The sequence below is a fragment of the Bacteroides acidifaciens genome (genome assembly GCF_024623065.1).
In the GTDB taxonomy this organism is placed as follows: domain Bacteria; phylum Bacteroidota; class Bacteroidia; order Bacteroidales; family Bacteroidaceae; genus Bacteroides; species Bacteroides acidifaciens.
Genome location: NZ_JANJZR010000003.1, coordinates 119,635 through 138,948, shown reverse-complemented (window position 1 = coordinate 138,948; position 19,314 = coordinate 119,635). Strand labels below are relative to the sequence as shown.

The window sequence follows — 19,314 nt, the reverse complement described above, 5'->3', positions numbered from 1 at the left end:
GAGACTATGTGACGAATAAAAACAGGTCGGTAAAGCCTATCTAACATAATCTCAGGAAAATTTAAACAGGCTCTTAATTTATCCGCCTATTCTCCTCCGTTCTGTAAAATACCGACATAGCGAAGCAAACAATTTTACCCAATTATCGTTAATATATAAAGAGAGTATTCTTATTTATATAATTTCGAAGCAATAATCATTTTAATCCATTTATGGAATTTCTTATTATCGTTTTCTTACTCGTACTGAATGGCATTTTTGCCATGTATGAAATTGCGCTGGTATCATCCAGCAAAGCACGTCTCGAAACACTTGCCGCCAAAGGCAACAAATCCGCCTGTGGAGTTTTAAAACAATTGGAAGAACCGGAAAAATTCCTGTCCACCATCCAAATCGGTATTACATTAATAGGTATTGTATCCGGTGCATATGGTGGGGTGGCCATCGCCGACGACCTTGTCCCTTTCTTTTCTCTCATTCCGGGCGCAGAAGCATACGCACGCAACCTCGCCATGATTACTACCGTGGCAGTCATTACTTATCTTTCCCTTATCATCGGAGAGCTGGTTCCCAAATCCATTGCTCTTAGTAATCCGGAGCGGTACGCCACTTTGTTCAGCCCGGTCATGATTCTGTTGACGAAGGTTTCTTATCCTTTCGTCTGGTTGCTAAGCGTCTCTACCCGGTTGCTGAACCAACTTATCGGTCTGAAAAGCGAAGAACGCCCCATGACGCAGGAGGAAATCAAAATGATCTTGCACCAAAGTTCGGAACAAGGTGTGATTGACAAAGAGGAAACGGAAATGATACGCGATGTATTCCGCTTCTCTGATAAACGCGCCAACGAACTGATGACACACCGTAGAGATCTCATTATCCTTCATCCCGATAATACACAGGAAAAGGTGATGAAGATTATTGAAGAAGAACATTACAGTAAATATCTATTGGTAGACGAACGGAAAGACGAGATAATCGGTGTGGTTTCCGTAAAGGACATTATCCTGATGGTAGGCAATAAAAAGGTGTTTAACTTACGCGAAATTGCACGTCCTCCTCTCTTCATTCCGGAAAGTTTATATGCAAATAAAGTTTTAGAGCTATTTAAGAAGAACAAAAACAAGTTCGGAGTTGTTGTTAACGAGTATGGCAGCACAGAAGGCATTATCACACTGCACGACCTGACCGAAAGTATCTTCGGAGACATCCTTGAAGAGGATGAAATGGAAGAAGAAGAAATCGTCACAAGGCAGGATGGTTCAATGCTGGTGGAAGCTTCAATGAATATCGATGACTTCATGGAGGAAATGGGTATCCTATCCTACGAAGATCTGGAATCGGAAGACTTCACCACTCTGGGTGGATTGGCCATGTTCCTAGTCAGTCGCATCCCGAAAGCAGGAGACATCTTCACCTACCAAAATCTGCAATTCGAAGTGGTGGATATGGACCGCGGACGAGTAGACAAACTACTGGTCATCAAACGGGACGAGGAACAGGAATAGGATAGCAAAAAACGAGCAATAGCTCACTATAATTATATTAACTTAAAGCACTTAAAAATGAAAAAAGTAATTATGTTAGCAGCAGTCGTAGCTGCTTTGGCATCATGCCAATCAAAAGCAAACAAAGCCATAGAGACACAAGCAGACAGTCTGGCTATTGCTATGACTCCGATTACCGAATTGACTGAAGTTTATGAAGGTACTCTTCCTGCTGCCGATGGTCCGGGTATTGACTATGTACTGACCCTGAATGCTGCAACTGACAATGCAGATACAGTGTACACACTAGATATGACTTACCTCGATGCTGAAGGTCAAGGACAAAACAAGACTTTCACCTCGAAAGGAAAACAAGAGACTGTACAAAAGGTAGTGAACAAAAAACCGGTAACTGCTGTTAAGTTAACCCCGAAGAATGGTGAAGCACCGATGTATTTCGTGGTTGTTAACGATACCACTCTTCGTTTGGTGAACGATAGCTTGCAAGAAGCTGTCAGCAATTTGAATTATGACATCATCAAGGTAAAATAATAATAAACCTAACCTTAACTAGTAAAAAAGAGGCTGTCTAAAAAGTCGTTAGTAATTCTAGCTCCTCTTCTTCAGGAGAATGATGATAAAACCGACTTTTTAGACAGCCTCTTTTCCCTTTTTTATGCTATCATATATACAAATCTAATTATTCACTTTATTGGTTCTACCGATACTTTGATATGATCGTATTCATAAGCCCGGTAATACTGTTATCCCAATACCTCGTGTCCTTCTTGCAAACGTTTCAGCCTCAGCAAGGCTTCGATATAATAATAATCTGCATAAATAATAGAAGCATCTATTTCTGAATGAGCCGGCCAATGTCCTACGCTATGCAGCAGGAATGACGGTTTGCTTTTGCCACTCTGGTAACTGTCAGAGTTCAGGCTTGTCAGTATTTCAATAGCTGCATCTTTATAACGTTTTCCGGTTCCATTCGGGAGGTAAGTGGATAGTTCAAGCAAAGCAGAAGCCACCACTGCGGCAGCAGAAGCATCACGCGGAGCATCCGGTATTCCCGGGGCACTGAAATCCCAATAAGGAACTTTATCTTCCGGCAGGCGTTCGAGATAGACATCTGTCACTTTCTGCGCGAAATCAAGATACTTAGGATCTTTCGTCTCCCGATAGACTACAGTATATCCGTAGATTGCCCATGCCTGACCACGCGCCCACATGGTGCTGTCAGCATAACCTTGGTGCGTTACTCCTTTTATCAGGTCACCTGTAATAGTGTCGTATACCGCTACATGGTAAGATGTATAGTCGGGACGGAACTGGCATTTCATCGTTTTATCGGCATGAGAAACGGCAATATCATACAAATAAGGATTTCCACCATTCTTCGCTGCCCAGAAAAGCATTTCGAGGTTAATCATGTTATCCATGATGGTATTGTGCGGCCAGTTGCGGGGTTCCACTTCACGAGGCCATGAAAGGATGGTTCCTACGATGGGATTGAACAGAGTAGCCAACGTATCGGCTGTATCAAGAATCACTTGTTTGTAAGCCGGATTCTTGGTCAGGCGATAACCGTTTCCGTAGCTACAGAACACGAGGAATCCCAAATCATGGTCATAAGCCGATGTTCGAGAAAGGAATTCCAATGAGTTCGTAAACTTCTTCGCTTCTTCCTGAATCTGTTTATCTTTCGTATATTCGTAATCATACCACAATACTCCGGGCCAGAAACCGGCACACCATTCTTCCTTCGTCGCTTTCCGGCAATTCCAATGATGTTCGTCCGCCATGATATTACGTGGCATCATTGTATAGTCGATGCCGGAATCTGTTTTCAGTTCCGCAAGCGTACGTTGTGTCTGCTCTGCACAATAGTCCAATACCTTATTCACATCCAATGTACCGGACGGCTGATGAGCACACGTACAGAAACCTAACATCACAGCCAAACCTACTACAATCTTTTTCATCTTAATCTGATATCTTCGAGTTAATTCTTAATCTTTATTTCTCTTTGTCAATTATTGATTGGTCAATTACTTATTCATCCGAAACCAATCGACATCTGCCCATCCCCGATTGCCTTCATTCGGAGTCACACAGAATAGTCCGACTTTGGCTCCAATCCATTTGCCTTGACGGGCTGTGAAAGACTCTCCCACTGTCGTATATTTCTTCCCGTCCAGATTATAAGCAAATGTACAAACAGCTCCTTTCCGAACCTTTACCTGTAAATAAACTGTTTGCCATTCATTATCTGCTACTCCCGGCATCTTCAAATATTTTACCGGAATATTTGCCAATTCTTTTATCTGTTCAGGGTTCTGCTGTTCCGCATCCTTGCAAACTGCCTGTTGCAAAATAAACTTATCTCCCGCCTTGCGGATAGAAAGATAACTGTAATCCCACCCCATCACAATGATTCCGGCTTGTTCTCCATCCTGCTTGGCAGTAAATGTCAGCTTGGTCGTAGCTGTAAATTCTTCAGCCGGAAACTTTTGCATCAACAGATTAGGAACTTCCCAGAAGTTCACAAACTCTTTCGAAAGGCTGCCTGCATACAGACGGATAAATCCCAAATCGGTAGTAAACCCGTAAGTGTCTTTTTTATTGGCATGCCATTGCCATTGTAATCCCAAATGCCGGGTATTGAATTCGTCACTCTCCGGCGAAGTAGCTACCGGATAGGTCTTTCCCACATTCGGTTTCTTATAAGTCGTTACAGGTTCACCGCAACCATCTTTATCCTTGTCCACTCCGATTACAGGCCAGTCATTTATCCACGTCATCGGATTCAGATGAATCACACGTCCGTAAGCGCCTTTATCTTGAAAATGGACGAACCAGGATTCTCCTGTATTGGTGTCTACCCAGCCACCCTGATGAGGTCCGTTTATCGTTGTCTTTCCTTGTGCCATCACGATTTTCGATTCGTAAGGGCCATAGATGTTCTTTGAGCGAAGTACCAATTGCCAACCGGTTGCCACTCCTCCTGCCGGAGCAAAAATATAATAGTATCCGTTGCGTTTATAAAGCTTCGGTCCTTCTACGGTATGATTCTTTCCATCATTTCCGTCGAACACCATCACCGGATCGGAAATGACTTCCGTTCCTTCCGCATTCAGTTCGCAAATGACGAGGATACTGTTCACCCCACTACGGCTTCCGGCATAAGCATGTATCAGATATACTTTTCCGTCTTCGTCCCACAAAGGAGTTGCATCAATCATTCCTTTCCCGGCTTTCACCAATACAGGCTTGCTCCATTTTCCTTTCGGATCTTTGGCTTTAATCATATAGATTCCATAATCCGGGTCACCCCAATAGATATAAAACTCCCCGTTATGAAAACGGATAGAAGGCGCCCATACGCCCTTGCCATGCTGTGCCTTATCGAAAAATTCTTTCGGTTCCTGCACCGGCAACGCATAGTTCACCAGCGACCAATTCACCAAATCTTTGGAGTGAAGAATAGGAATACCCGGGATACAATTGAAACTGGATGCCGTCATATAGAAATCTTCTCCGGCTGCACATACATCCGGGTCGGAATAATCAGCATGAAGAACTGGGTTCTGATAAGTACCGTTTCCCTTATCAGCCACCCAGGTCTTAGAAATTTCTTGTGCGCCTGCCAATGAACTGCAAGCCATCATTCCTGCTAAAAACAGAATCTTTTTACGCATATACCTTACTTATCAATTTCATTCAAAATTCAATCGCTATTCCTAAAAACAGGTTCTTTCTACTTTTCTAAAAAACTAATCTATCGGGAAACCGAATCTGATATCTTTTCTTTCAAACAATCTGTTTACTGACCTATTTGCTTATATATACGAAGGGGATTAGGTAAATACCTAATCCCCTTCACTATTTTTTCTATTAATCTTTTAATTTAACGTCAGTTCGATAGATGCCTGTACTTTTCAATTCTCCTCCTTCAGGAAGGTTGCTCTCCCCTGATAACGGGGGAGTCGGAGGGGGTGAGTCCCCGTAGGGGGGAGGTGGTAGGTGAATTTGTAAATCTATATATTACTGAATAACAGGCTACTATATTTACCTACCACCCCGTCCTTCGGACACCCCTCCTTCCCGAAGCTACCCTTTATACACATCTATTTTTTTTAAGAAATAGGCACATGAAGAGTTAAATTAATTAAGGATATTCATGGTAAGCATAGTCATTATTTAATTTTTTTTTCCTAATAACACCTTTAAATATTCCAATTTGTAAGGATTTAAAGATGTGTATAAAGGGTAGCTTCCCGAAGGAGGGGAAACCATGCGGACGAAATTATATCGAACTTACGTTATCTTATGGTAGAAAAGTTGCAGTCAATACTATATATTTTCCATGAAGATGTATCTTGCTTTACCATTTGTTTATGATATGAAAAGAGGGAATAGACAAGTGCCTAATCCCCCATAAACTATTTTTCCAAAACTTCCTGGTTATTCACGATACATCATCAGTGTTCCCCAGCCTAGCTGGTCAAACGCTCCACTATTAGTACCATAACGGCTCGTTCCGTCGGCACCACACTCGGGACGCATCTTGTCGGCAGCCTGCTTGGCATATTTATAACCGCTGCCCAAATTCTTCACCTTAGCGTAGTGATTGTATAGAATCTCCCATCCCGGACGAAGGCTTCCCCGCCCTGTATCATCGGCAACAGATGTATGGGTGACACCGTGGCTTTTATTGGAACATGAGCAGTCGACACAATATTTATATGTATTGAAAGGCATTTGGTCTTTTGCCAGCAACCACGCACCGTTCGTATTCATTTGGTCGGAACCGTTACGCAAATTGAAAAGCGCCGTGTATTCACCCATCTTCATGACAACGTTGTCATTAGCTGCAAAGAAATCAAGTTGCGGCACTGATTTATTGCCTAAATAGAAAGTATAAGCCATCTGGCAAAGATTTGCCGTTACCGCAACAGACATCATGGCATGTCCCTGGTCGCGACCACTTTCCTGATTCTGTGCAATTCCTTCACCGCTTCCCAACGGATCAGTAAATGTACCTTGAATCAATTTTCCAATATAACCATTTCCTACCCCATTATAAAAATAGTTCACTACATAGTTCACCATATCATCTTTTTCGTTTAAGATGCCAATAGCCAAATAAGAAGCCAGACTCACCAAATCCCAGTTAGCCCAATAGTGGTCGTTACACTGTCCAGCATGATTCTTCAAGAAATCAAGATTCTTGGTAGCAAATACATCCATCATCCACTTCTTAAAATCTGCCTTATCATTATCCGCCCACTTATCACAAGTTTGCATAATTTCAGCAGCATTGGCGAAAGTGTATCCCTGCACACCGGCTGCCAGCACTTGATTAGCATCATTAGATGTAATTCCTTTACACTTATCCGCCCAAGCATTCATTACCTTAATAGAAGCATTAGCATATTCTACATTTCCCGTCAGCTTCCACAACATAGCCAATTGATAGGCAGCAGCCGCGTCGCGCATAGCTTTATCATAGTTTTCCCTATCCACTCCCGTACCGGTAGGATCACCACGCACAATCCATTCGGTGGGGTCTGCCACATAATTTGGTAAAGCATAGGCACTGTTCTTCAATTTCTCAAATTCATCTTTTACAGCTTGTGGAGCCGTACCGTCATCCAACATGGTCTTTACACGAGCAAAATCTGCATCACTGTACATAGCACACGGATGTTGGTAAGTATAACGCCCGTCGACCTCAATGTAGGGCATAGGCCAGCTATCTATATCGGTTGTTCCATCTTCGATTTCACTGGAACAGGCTGAAAAGCCTGTTGCCAATAAAAGTCCTAATGCAAATATCATATTCTTTTTCATACTGTCTTCATTAATGGTTATTATTCAATTACTTGCCTGCCGCCACTTCTGCTTCGGCAAAAGCTTTAGCTTCATCCAGACTCTTGAAAGTGCGAATCCAATAAACTGTATATTTACTAGTCGGCAAGTTTTCATTCATTATATCAGCTATCTTTACTTGAAAAGTATTAGCAGTTACTGTGCCTGCCGCAGCAACGCCGGGATTTAATTGAGCCACATCATAATACAACATGTGTGTACCATCATCCAGTATTACCCCCGTATTACACTTTTTACCACTTACGTTTCCGGCACTTGTCACTAAATCCAATGTATATTCCCCTCCTTTTCCGGAGCCTTTTCCGCCACTCGGCAAAGTGGTACGCAATGCGATAACAGGATATTGTCCAAAGTCCATCGTAACGGGTACAGCGGTATATTTCAAGTCGGCACGTTTCATTGTTGCATTTTGTGCACCGGCGGTGACAACCATTTTCCCATCTTCAATAGCGATGCTTGAATAAGCTTGCCCCAGTCCCCAATTCTTAAATTCATTCCGACCGTCCCAAATCCACCAGCCACTTACAACTGTAATAGTAGTGGTAGATTTTGCGCCTGTTGCCTGGCAAGTAGCAGTAATCTCAGTTGTACCGAATCCCTTCGGAGTAACCACACCCAAATCTACAGTAGCTACATCTTCATTACTAGATGTCCAGTCAACGGAACCTAAAGTTGCGTTAGCAGGTGTATAAACGACATCCAGACTTATATCTCCCAAAGAAACGCAGACTGGTTCGGTATAGGGTTTGATTTCAACATTCTCTACCGGGATATATTTCACTACGGTCAAATCATACGAACCAAACACCTTGCTATAATCGTGCGTATAAGCCAGGATTTTTGCTGTTCCGGCTTTCTGGCAAGTCACTAATCCATTTTGCGAAACAGTAGCCACATTTTCATCAGTACTGCTCCATGTCAAATAAGAATATGTATGATTGACCGGTAATATGTCAGCAGTAAACTGCAAACGGTCCGTTTCGTAAATCACTTCTCCCTCACGTGGATTAACAAGTGTCACACTTTCGGCTTTTATTATCTGAGGGATAACATTTACTGTCACTGTAGCCTCAGCTCCAAAACCGATAGAAGGTGTAGCACTAATCACAGCCGTACCTTCTGAGACACCGGTAATTGTACCGTTCTGCGACACACGCGCCACAGCTTCATTCGTAGATCTCCAAAGAATAGTCCGGTCTTCCAAATCATCCGGTGCTTCCACTTTATAAACAATGGTAGAATCCATATCAATAGCCAACGGCAATGTTGAGCTGACATCAAACGTAATGGAATTAATCAATTTTGCTTCGGGCATGGCAGGTGTAAATTCTTTATCCTTGTCGCATGCAGTCAAAGCCAGACAGGCTGCCATTATTCCCATTGACACACCTTGCAAGTTCTTATATATCGATTTTCTATTTTTCATACCTAATTATAGTTTAATGAATGAAAGGAACAGTTATTCTCCCCAACCCGGGTTTTGCTTTAAGTTCGGGTTCAACTGCAACTGGTCTGTAGGCAACGGATAGAGATAATGTTTGTTTTCCCATTTACGTCCGGTTTCCAGTATAATATAACCTTCGCTGTTTTTGGCGTAAGAGACATTCGGCCATTTGGTTTCGTATTCCGTACCCTTCCACTTGATACCCAAGAAATCCTTCGGCATTTCTGTTTCTGCAGTTTTCCATCGTTTCAGGTCGTCGATACGGAAACCTTCGTTAAACAATTCTACTGTGCGTTCGCGACGGATTTCATCACGCATATTCAGTCCGTATGTCGTAACAAAGCTATTGCTCAGTTTTGGCATTTTCGCATTGATGCGGTTACGCACCAAATTCAGAGATATATTTAAATCTTCGTCCGAAATGGCATCATCCCGCTCAAAGACTGCTTCCGCATAGTTTAACAACACTTCCGCATAACGGATAATCGGATAATCGTAGCCTTCATTTTCTGATTTCACATTCCGTTCCGTTGCCCACTTCTGATTAGCGTAACCGCTGCCACTTGCAGGAGAATAGCCTTTGATGGAAGCCGAAGCTCTATCCACAGCGTCATTAGTCCAATTGACACGAGAATTTTCATTACTCCAGTAATACGCGCCGGGTACACACAAGGTGTAAAGCATACGGTTATCACGGTTCAGATATTCATGAGCAATCTTTCCATCTGTCTTGAACAAGTATAAAGACGATTTTTCAATAGGAAGCCCATCCTGGCAAAGATACATCGCCGCAAACTTTTGAGAAATCAGTTGTGCATTGGCAAGACATTCTTTCGTTATATTCTTGCCTATCGGATTCAATGTTTCGTCATGACGGCGGGAGAAAATATATTCTGTATTAGAACCCTTCAGGAGTCCTGCAGGATTGGATTTCACATCTTCCAGAATAAACATGTATTTCTGAGCGCTATCCCCCAACACAGCCGGAGTGTACAAAGAGAACTTCTTGCTGTCTATCACTTCTTTGGCAGCTTTTGCAGCAATATCCAGCAATTCTTTACCACGTGCCTCATTGCCGCGGAATTTCTGCCATGTACCTTCATAAAGAGCAACCCTTGACAAGAATGCCCAAGCACCTTCGCTTCCAACTCTACCATTTTCTACCGCAGAAGTAAGCGGCAACAATCCGGCAGCCTCCTTCAAATCCTGAATCATCAGATCGGCAACTTCTCCACGGTCATTACGGGCAGCATTCATTTCGGGAGCAGTAACATCCAATGGAGTTTTTGTTATTATGACATCGCCATAGAGCTGCAACAGTTCAAAATAGCAGTAAGCACGGAAGAATTTTGCTTCGCCTATGTATTGAGCAATATCACTTTGGTTACTGTAAGTTTCAGCTTTCTGCAAGAGAATATTAGTACGGCGGATACGGTTGTAGTTGTCCGTATAGTTATTATCACCTGCCGGAATGGAGTTTGTTCCATTGCTATAAACATTCGTTCCACCTTTATCCATAATCAAGTCCGAACGTTTGTCTGAATGGGGCGCATCATAGACACTGTTCGAGAAGTCGCGCGTCCAACCATAAAACTGATTGGCAAATAATTTGAAGTCAGATGCCTCTCCCCAATAGTTACCATCTGCAATCTGGTCTTTCGGATCCAAATCAAGACATGAATAAGTAAGGCATCCCAATGCCAGTATCAAAAAAGCTTTTAATGTATATTTCATAATTCGTCTCAATTAAAAGGTTAAGTTTAATCCAAAAGTCACTGTACGTAAGAACGGATAACGCTTTGCATCGTCCACAGTGCGACTGGCTTCCGGATCCCAACCGTCGTTGATATTACTGTGTTCCCAAAGGTCGGCTCCCGATACATAGACACGAGCTTTAGAGAGCACTTTTGTCTTGTTTAGCAAAGAAGAAGGCAATGTATATCCCAATGTCACATTCTTCAGACGGAGATAAGAACCGTCTTCTACCGCCCACGAGGAACATTGGTAGTTATAGTTATTTATTTCACTCACATTAGTCAGCGACGGATAATAAGCGCCGGTATTTTCCGGAGTCCATGTCTTCCCGATGAACTGATTACTTCCATTCTGGTAAGCCGTACGCATCGGAATTCTCCATGTGCTCTTATCGCGCCATACGGTACGTTTGCCTGCTCCCTGGAACACAATAGAGAGATCGAATCCGTTCCATTCGACTCCTGCGTTGAACGAGAACTGCATCTTCGGATCATCCGTACCCAAATATACAAGGTCTTCTTCATTCAGTTTGCCGTCCTTATTCACATCTTCAAACATATTGTCACCCAAACGCAGGTTGGTTAATGTGCCGACAGAACTGTTGTTCTTATACTTATTTACATATTTCTGTAATTGTTCTTCTGTCTGTATCTTACCACAATAACGGAGTCCGAATACAGAGTTCAGCGGATATCCTTCACGGTCAGAACGTACTCCTGCCTGAATAACGCCACTACCACCATTATCTACCAGTTCATTGGTGGCGTAAGTGAATGTACCGCCTACGTGATAATTCACCCTGCCAATCTTATCAGACCAGTTAATCATACCTTCCCAACCACGAGCCTTAAATTTACCCTTGTTTGCCGTAGGTGCTTTATCACCCAATATGCCCGGATAAATCACATCAATCAGCATATTATCACTTTTCTTCCAGAACAGTTCGGCCGTACCCGTCAAACGATTGCGGAAGAAACCGAAATCAAGTCCGATATTATAATTATGAATACGCTCCCAAGTACGGTCAAGGCTTGGTAATTTCTCGTTTGTATTTACATAGGATACTTTTCCATTACCCAGTAAGGCTCCTTGTGTTGCCTTAAAGTTATACAATTGCGTACCGTCATAACGGTCTACGCCCGCCTGGTTACCAACACTACCATAAGAAGCCCTTAATTTCAATTCATCAATGAAGTCCAACTTTTTGATGAAGGATTCTTCAGAGATACGCCATCCGCCGGAAACACCCCAATAGAATACCCAACGGTTTTCAGGCTGGAACTTGGAAGAGCCATCGTAACGGAACTGGCCTTCCAACATGTATCTGGAACGATAATTATAATTGGCACGTCCGAAATAAGACATGACAGCCTCCTGCCATTTAGAAGAACTTGTCTTTTTATCGTCACTCGTCAAATAAATTAGTCCGTCCTGACTATTCGGAATCTCCAAAGAAGGTAAAATACCCATTGAACGAATATAAGTGTATTCATATTCTTTCATATTATACTGAGAGCCGACCATCACTTTCACATCATGTACATCTGCAAACAGGTGCGACCAGTCAAGATGTCCTGAAACAGAGTAGAAATCTGTCCGTGAATTTGACTTTGTATATGAGCTTTCAGCTTCTGTCGGAGAAGTACGAACCACACGGTCGCCGGCATAATTATACCAGTCTATAGATTTTTTCTGAGTATCACGAGTCGCGGTAGACGTATTATATCCGGCTGTAACAGAAAACTTCAGGTCTTTCATTATCGAATAATTAAAAGTCTCGCTGATATTGATAGCCGAAACTTTCAGTTTATTATCACCTCCTAGTTCGCAAAACCAGTTAGGACCACCCCACGTACCCCAAGCATAAGGTTTTCCATCCGCTGTTGCTGAAGGGAAGCCCGGCTGTTGTACACCTGTGGACAGAGCAGAACCAATCTGGGTTGGGGCTACCTGATCCTGGCGGTTATAAGCAATCACCGACTCAATAGATGCCCTGCTCGACAACTTAAAACTATTGGTCAGACGCAGGTTATAACGATTGTTATTGTTATTTCCCCATTTCAAGTTACTATCATCAAACATATATCCTAAAGAAAGACGATATCTGGATGCATCTGAACCACCTGAAACAGCCAGTTCATGTTGAGTTGAAGCTGCTGTTCCCCACATGATATCTTGCCAATCCGTATCAAAGAATACAAAATCAGCCACATCGGTAAATCCATTAAACGGATTGGTAGTGTTGTCCAGATTTATATATTGGTTTTTGTAAGCTAAAGCCATCTTTGCGTACCGCATCCAGATATCGTCATCGTTATAACCATCATTAGTACGCGCCTCCATCAAAGCAGAAGCCCATTCTCCCAGACTCATCAGGTCTGGAGACAGACCGATAAACTTTGCCGTCACCGAGCCATTGTACTCTACTTGCACCTTGCCTTCCTTAGCCTTTTTGGTAGTCACCAATATTACACCACCGGCAGCCTTGCTACCGTAAATAGAAGCAGAGGCATCTTTCAAGAAGTTCATGGATTCAATATCCGAAGGATTCAGCAAACGAAGTTCGTTCACACTTTCGTATTCCACACCGTCAATAATTACCAATGGGGCCGTCGTGTTTTTAGAAACCGCACCACGCAGACTCATATTCCAGCTTTCGTCGCCCGGAGCAGTAGAACTACGGGTTATGATAACTCCCGGCACCTGTCCTTGCAATGCCTGTACGGGGCTGGACATTGTACCTTTGCTTTCCAGCATTTTATCATTCACAACTGTAACGGAACCTGTCATTGTCGCTTTTTTCTGCATACCGTAACCTACGACTACTACCTCATCCAGCAATTCTGAATCTTCTGTCAGCACAATCTTCACTGGAGCAGAACCGTTGACATTTACTTCATTCGCTTTATATCCGATATAAGAAACAACCAAGATACCCGGCTTTACATTACTAAGCGTGAAATTTCCGTCAATATCCGTAATCGTACCCATAGTTGTGCCTTTCATCAGCACACTCGCTCCAATCACAGGTTCACCTGTAGCATCCACCACCGTTCCTTTCACTGTAATAGTCTGCATGACTGTCTGTATTTCCAGAGCGTCTGCATACGCTGTCTGAGGAATACCTGTCCAAAAGGCGGAAGCCATCATCAACGGAAATACTACTTTCTTTGATGAGCTTTTTAAGATATTATTCATACAATTAAATTTGAGGTTTAAAAATAGTATTAAATTTTTGTTCTCTAAAATAAGGTGAGGCATACAAATACCTCTTTGTAAATTCTGACTCCTTTTCCATAAGCACAAAGGGTTATTTATTAATGAATAAGATTATATACAATTCCGGAAAAACTCGCGCATTTCACGACGTCCCAGAAACAGATGGTTTTCCACCGTCCTGCAACTTAAATTCAGTTCATTTGCGATTTCCGGAGACGTTTTATTTTCGAAGCGGTTCAATGTATAAATTAACCGACGTTGTTCGGGCATAGCTGCCAAGCGGGTCCGTTCCATTGTCATTAAATCATCCCCGATAATTTTTTCTTCGGTTTCATTGGTAGAAGTGGACATAGTATCATAGATGTAGCTGTCTATCTCCTGCTTCTTATAATAACGGCGGATGTAATCGGTTACTATATTGCGGGCAATGGTGAACAGGAAATACTTCACTGTATCCGGACGGAGCATTTGTTTATAGTCCAGCAGACGCACAAATACGTCTTGGGTCAAATCCTCCGCTTCGTAACGATGAGTGATACGATAAGTAATATAGGTAAGAATCACCTGATAATATTCTTCATAAGAACGGGTGATAATGTTGTCGGAAGTGTTAGCTGTTGTCTCCATAATACTATCTTTTTCGGTTTTGATCACGATGCAAATATAGAGGTGATTCCAGATATAACAGTCAAAAAATAAAGCAGATCAATCTCATCGAATCGAGATAGACTTCTTTTAAATTATACCATTCATTATCAGAATATTACATTTATATTTCATTGAGTCTCATTTTATAAAATGAGACTCAATTATCCCCATTTAGAGAATCTTGGAGAACATTTCTGATAACTCGCAGTTATTTAGCAAAGCACTACAAGGCAGATTTGTATTCAGGAAAATAAGCCTATCAATGGCCTTCCAATAATTCGTAATCAATAATTACTATATAAAGGTTTTCGAATTAACATTTGATATGACAGTAACAAATTACATATATGAAAGTTAACTTCGTAGACAAAACCACTATAAAATACTATATATCAAGATAATAAATAAGAAATTCGCTAAAAAGTTACTGCCACAACTGTCAACTGCCAACTATGGGCTTATTTATTTGATAAATATAGCTATGTTAAAAGAGCATTTGTATTCAAATATTACTTTTATTCATTTTTATCGCATACTATCCTACATTTCTCTTCAAAGCAGTAAATAATCAATTTATATAAACATTATACATAACAAAAGGCTACTGCCAAAAATTAATCAATGAAATATTCTATAGTTTTTAATCGAATCACAAAAAGACATATACAATTGATTATCAACAAACTACAAAGACATAGGAAGAAAATCTACTGACAAACAAGCCTAAAGTGGCAGTTGACAGTAGTGGCAGTAGAAAATGCGGCCATAAGTAGTGCAAAATACATACAAAAACGGATTAAAATCCAGGCAAGTACAAGAGTAAAGCAAAACAAGTGCAAGAAAGAAGATAAACAAGTAGAACATTTGGGTAAATCAAGTACTGGATATCAATGAAAGATGTACATGAAACCGATAAAAGAAGTACTTACTCTTCTTTGGCAGTTCCACCGATGCTACGAATATATTCGTTCGGAGTGACTCCCGTACTCTTTTTGAATGACCGGAAGAAAGAAGCACGTGAGCTGAATCCGCAAAGTTCTGCCAATGCGGTTAACGTATAGCGGGAATAGTGGCTGTCCTCTACCATTTTCTTGAATTGAGCGACGCGGTATTCATTGATAAAGTCGTAGTAGGACTGGTTCAGATACTGGTTCAAAAGATACGATAACGAATGTGAAGAAGTATCCAATGCGGAAGCCAGGTCACCCATTTTCAAGTCGGGATTAATATAAGGCTTTTCTTTCTCTACATAAGTCACCAGTTTCTTATGAAGCTCTTTGCATTCCTCTTCAGTCAGCCTGTTGGTCTTATACTTCTCTTCGGTAGCGACGGACGGTTGTTCAGAAATCACTTCCGGTTGTTCGGCAATCGTTTCCGGCCGTTCCGTCACTTGTTCTTTCCCGGATATATCCTTTGCCGGTGTAGAAACCACCTGAGCGGGAGAGGGAAGCAAGCGGCGCATACGTTTCCAGACATAATAACGTATAAAAGCTACAATTCCTATGATTAATAAGATAGAAAGCATCCATCCCCACCAAGGAATCATAGGACGTACCGTCACTTGGCAGATAGCTTCCGAATGTTCATTTCCCGGAAGGCGGACACGGAATGTATAAGTCCCGGAAGGAAGTCCATAATAAGAGACTTCGTTCTGTGCAGCCAATAGTTTCCAGTCCTTATCAATCCCTTCCAACTGATATTCGTACAGCAAGGCAGAAGGCAGACCGTAGGCAAAATCCGTAAAGCAGAAGGTCAGATTATTCTGATTATATTTCAAGGACGAACCGGTAAAGGAAACGCCGTTAGCCAATATATCCGTAAACACAATCGGACGGACTTTACCACGCACTTCATCCACCCGCTTCGGGTCGACGTAAATCAATCCTTTGGTATTGCCGAACCATAGTATTCCTTTATCGTCTTTATAGGCAGCCCCATTCGTAAAGGTGGGCCCCGGTACTCCATCATTGAAAGTGAAGGCATCGTACTCTTCTCCTTCTTCCTTTATGCGTAACAATCCATCATTGCAAGCCACCCACAACCAACCTTGGTTATCTTCCACAATCGACATCAGCGAATTGTCAGGAAGCGTAGAAAAGACGGAACGGTTCCGAAAACGATCCATCGTTAAAGTAGAGGTAAACAGACTTCCCTTTTCACGAATAAAATAAAGGTCGTGTCCGGTATCTTCGTAAATGGTGCGCACCTTATCCCTATGCACAAATCCTTCAGGAAAGACATTGGAACGCAAGCTCTGGGAAGCTGGGTCATAAATACACATACCGGTTTCCGTGGTAATCCACCCTTTGCCGGTAGAGTCGAAACTGACCTCATATACATTGCCTTCCGGCAATTGGGAATTGGCGCTGGTAAAGTGTTTGATCTGTTTTGCCTGTTTATTATAACAGAACAATCCCTGTGAAGTGCCTATCCAAAGATTTCCTTTCTCATCCGGTCGCACACAGAAGATATGTCCTTTCTGAAACAGCTCTGCATCTCCATCTCCTCCCTGGGCAAAATATTTTAGAGATAACGTCTCCGGATTCAACACCATCATGCCTCCGCCATACGTACCAATATAATATTCGCCTTCATAAAAACAGATAGTCAATATCAAATCCGAAGTCAAAACAGGTTTCACAAAACTCTTTACGACTCCGGTAGCTTCATTTATATAATACAAGCCGTCACGTGAACCAATGACTTTTTCGTGTCCTCTGTTGACAAAAGAACGAATGGAAAGATTGGCAGAATTAAACAGAGGAGGATAAGCATAAGTTTGGAAAAGACCATTCTGATAAAGTGAGTAATCTAAACCTGCCTGGAAGTGTCCCACCCAAACAGCACCTCTGTCATCCACCAATAGCGAATAAATGGAGTTGCTGCGAATGCCTTCTTTATCACTCACATCGTGACAAAAACGACGTGTCACTTGTTGGGCTTTATGCGAAAGGAAATGAACGCCATTGCCATCTGTAGCAATATATACAGTCTCCTTTCCATCACTGGATATGTCGGAAATGACATCACAGCCTAAAGACACTGCATGCGAAAAGCTCTTTTTGTTTATATCGAAACGAACTACTCCCTGACTCATTGTACCTAGATAAAGGGTTTCCCCAATACGAGTCAGGCAGCGGAAGTAATCGGCCTCGGGAACATTCTCCTGAAAATGCCAGGAATCAATCTTTCCGTCTTTCAATGAGTAAGAGAACAAGCCTTGCACTGTAGCCAGCCATAACGCACTTTTATCTTCATTCAGACAGAGATCCATAATTCGATTACAGGCAGCCAGCATATTCCGGTCGGTCAATACTTGGAGCAACTGCCCGTCTTTATGAATGAACAAGCCTTTCTCCGTACCGATATAAAGAATATCTCCGTCGGACAGCAACGTATTGACGGCAAAGTCTATCTTTTCGGGGACAATCCTCTCCAATTGGCTGCTTGCACGGTTCAACCGCCAGAGTCCGATACCATTTCCCACCCAAAGCTGATTGTCGGCTGTTTCCGTGATGCAGTTCACCCGTTTCTTTCTTCCGGAATCCACGCCTCGAAATTCATAATGGCGAACTTTCACACCATCGAAACGGTCGAGACAGTTATCTGTTCCTAGCCATACAAAACCTTCGGAATCTTTATAAATGGCATTGACCAACAGTCCGGACAGTCCGTCGGACATGACGACATTACGGAATGTGTAATTCCAGGCTTGCAGTTTCATACCACAAGCCAGATATATTAATATAAGAATCAGATATTTAATCGTGTTCTTCACTTACAACCGCTTCCTTTCATATTAAACATGTGACAAACATACATAAAAATCTCCAAAAGAGCACATTCCTTTTCCTAAAAAAGTAGCCCCTTTGTATTCTCTATATGTACATAGCTAAATACGAAGGGGCTAAATAATTTACTCAATGCTATTGAAGATTTATTGATATTTCACTTTCACATGAGCATTTTTGTAAACAACAGGGAAGTTACAATATTATTCTTTATTGAACGCTTTTCAAAAATTCTTCCAATGCAGCATTAAATTCTTCCGGGCGTTCCATATTCAGCATGTGTCCGCAATCATCAATTACTTTCAGTTTTCCATTGGGAAGATATTGTAAGATGGGAGGTTCTTTTGAGAATCGGTTACCGGAAGAATGACCTTCAACAATTAAAGCAGGTACATCGGGATGATTCTTTTTCAATTCCTCAATGGCATCCAAACCAGCTACCACCCGTACTTCTTTGTGTAGCGGTTGCCACGCATCCCACTCATCGATCATTTGCCATAGAGACTCACGCATCCGTTCACGCTGGCTGCCACCTGACTTCATCAATCCTTCAAACCACTCTTTCTTCATCACATCTACCCCTTTCTCTTTCAAAGCAGCAATCTCCTTATCACGTACTCTTGCTTCTTCCGGAGTCATCGGTTCACTGGGACCTTTCGATTTCCGGATGTTTCCACTGGCTAAAAAAGCCGATAACATCCGGTCTGGGAAATACGCCAACATATCGGCAGTAATGAACCCGCCCAAAGAAAGCCCGACGATATGTGCTTTCTTAATGTGCAAAGAATCCATCAAAGTAACTAAATCTTCAGCGTGTGTAAATTGATAGTCTTCCGTTTGTGAAGACGAAATGCCGTATCCTCTCAAATCGTAACGAATGACACGATACTTTTTCGCAAACACAGGAAATTGTTCATCCCACATACGATGATCCAAAGAATGACCATGAACAAAGATAACGGGAGCACCTGTGCCGGCTTCCTCATAGTAAAGAGAACCGTTGCCCACTTCAACGCGGCCTTGTTTCACAACCAACGGATGTCCCTTTACAATCTCTGAGATAGAAGCACCTGGATAG

At 42.2% G+C, this 19,314-nt stretch carries 10 protein-coding genes and 1 pseudogene; 2 read left to right on the top strand and 9 right to left on the bottom strand.

Going from position 1 to position 19,314, the window contains the following annotated elements; genetic code table 11:
• The first annotated feature begins 212 nt into the window (after positions 1 to 212).
• Positions 213 to 1,505: a hemolysin family protein gene (locus tag NSB03_RS01650; protein ID WP_257466174.1), complete on the top strand. Its 1,293-nt coding sequence runs from the start codon at positions 213 to 215 to the stop codon at positions 1,503 to 1,505.
• 57 nt (positions 1,506 to 1,562) lie between these two features.
• Positions 1,563 to 2,036 carry a copper resistance protein NlpE N-terminal domain-containing protein gene (locus NSB03_RS01645; RefSeq protein WP_024986177.1) on the top strand — a complete coding sequence of 158 codons (474 nt, stop codon included), beginning with the start codon at positions 1,563 to 1,565 and terminating at the stop codon, positions 2,034 to 2,036.
• A gap of 212 nt (positions 2,037 to 2,248) precedes the next feature.
• Here NSB03_RS01645 and NSB03_RS01640 read toward each other — a convergent pair whose 3' ends face one another.
• The 9 genes and pseudogenes from NSB03_RS01640 to NSB03_RS01600 all read right to left on the bottom strand — a co-directional run.
• Positions 2,249 to 3,469, bottom strand: a complete 1,221-nt coding sequence (locus tag NSB03_RS01640; RefSeq protein WP_257466173.1) for a glycoside hydrolase family 88 protein — start codon at positions 3,467 to 3,469, stop codon at positions 2,249 to 2,251.
• A 66-nt stretch (positions 3,470 to 3,535) separates the two neighbouring features.
• Positions 3,536 to 5,185 (bottom strand): glycoside hydrolase family 43 protein, encoded by a 1,650-nt coding sequence (locus tag NSB03_RS01635; protein WP_257466172.1) that lies wholly within the window; start codon positions 5,183 to 5,185, stop codon positions 3,536 to 3,538.
• Between the two features lie 766 nt (positions 5,186 to 5,951).
• Complete coding sequence (locus NSB03_RS01630) at positions 5,952 to 7,340, bottom strand: alginate lyase family protein (protein ID WP_024986179.1); 1,389 nt, start codon at positions 7,338 to 7,340, stop codon at positions 5,952 to 5,954.
• Between the two features lie 28 nt (positions 7,341 to 7,368).
• A complete protein-coding gene (locus NSB03_RS01625; protein ID WP_024986180.1) occupies positions 7,369 to 8,805 on the bottom strand; it encodes a DUF4979 domain-containing protein in 1,437 nt (478 codons plus the stop codon).
• Between the two features lie 33 nt (positions 8,806 to 8,838).
• Positions 8,839 to 10,557 (bottom strand): RagB/SusD family nutrient uptake outer membrane protein, encoded by a 1,719-nt coding sequence (locus NSB03_RS01620; RefSeq protein ID WP_257466171.1) that lies wholly within the window; start codon positions 10,555 to 10,557, stop codon positions 8,839 to 8,841.
• A gap of 12 nt (positions 10,558 to 10,569) precedes the next feature.
• Positions 10,570 to 13,839, bottom strand: a complete 3,270-nt coding sequence (locus NSB03_RS01615) for a SusC/RagA family TonB-linked outer membrane protein (RefSeq protein ID WP_024986181.1) — start codon at positions 13,837 to 13,839, stop codon at positions 10,570 to 10,572.
• Between the two features lie 69 nt (positions 13,840 to 13,908).
• A complete protein-coding gene (locus NSB03_RS01610; protein WP_024986182.1) occupies positions 13,909 to 14,424 on the bottom strand; it encodes an RNA polymerase sigma-70 factor in 516 nt (171 codons plus the stop codon).
• A 946-nt stretch (positions 14,425 to 15,370) separates the two neighbouring features.
• Positions 15,371 to 18,223, bottom strand: a complete 2,853-nt coding sequence (locus tag NSB03_RS01605; RefSeq protein ID WP_257466170.1) for a ligand-binding sensor domain-containing protein — start codon at positions 18,221 to 18,223, stop codon at positions 15,371 to 15,373.
• A gap of 223 nt (positions 18,224 to 18,446) precedes the next feature.
• Positions 18,447 to 19,301: pseudogene (locus NSB03_RS01600) on the bottom strand (alpha/beta fold hydrolase); the annotation flags it as partial.
• Between the last annotated feature and the right edge of the window lie 13 nt (positions 19,302 to 19,314).

What these genes read in the sequence shown, in the direction of transcription:
- NSB03_RS01650 (WP_257466174.1), top strand. Translation starts at nt 213, where the DNA reads ATGGAATTTCTTATTATCGTTTTCTTACTCGTACTGAATGGCATTTTT.
- NSB03_RS01645 (WP_024986177.1), top strand. Translation starts at nt 1,563, where the DNA reads ATGAAAAAAGTAATTATGTTAGCAGCAGTCGTAGCTGCTTTGGCATCA.
- NSB03_RS01640 (WP_257466173.1), bottom strand. Translation starts at nt 3,469, where the DNA reads ATGAAAAAGATTGTAGTAGGTTTGGCTGTGATGTTAGGTTTCTGTACG.
- NSB03_RS01635 (WP_257466172.1), bottom strand. Translation starts at nt 5,185, where the DNA reads ATGCGTAAAAAGATTCTGTTTTTAGCAGGAATGATGGCTTGCAGTTCA.
- NSB03_RS01630 (WP_024986179.1), bottom strand. Translation starts at nt 7,340, where the DNA reads ATGAAAAAGAATATGATATTTGCATTAGGACTTTTATTGGCAACAGGC.
- NSB03_RS01625 (WP_024986180.1), bottom strand. Translation starts at nt 8,805, where the DNA reads ATGAAAAATAGAAAATCGATATATAAGAACTTGCAAGGTGTGTCAATG.
- NSB03_RS01620 (WP_257466171.1), bottom strand. Translation starts at nt 10,557, where the DNA reads ATGAAATATACATTAAAAGCTTTTTTGATACTGGCATTGGGATGCCTT.
- NSB03_RS01615 (WP_024986181.1), bottom strand. Translation starts at nt 13,839, where the DNA reads ATGCCTCACCTTATTTTAGAGAACAAAAATTTAATACTATTTTTAAAC.
- NSB03_RS01610 (WP_024986182.1), bottom strand. Translation starts at nt 14,424, where the DNA reads ATGGAGACAACAGCTAACACTTCCGACAACATTATCACCCGTTCTTAT.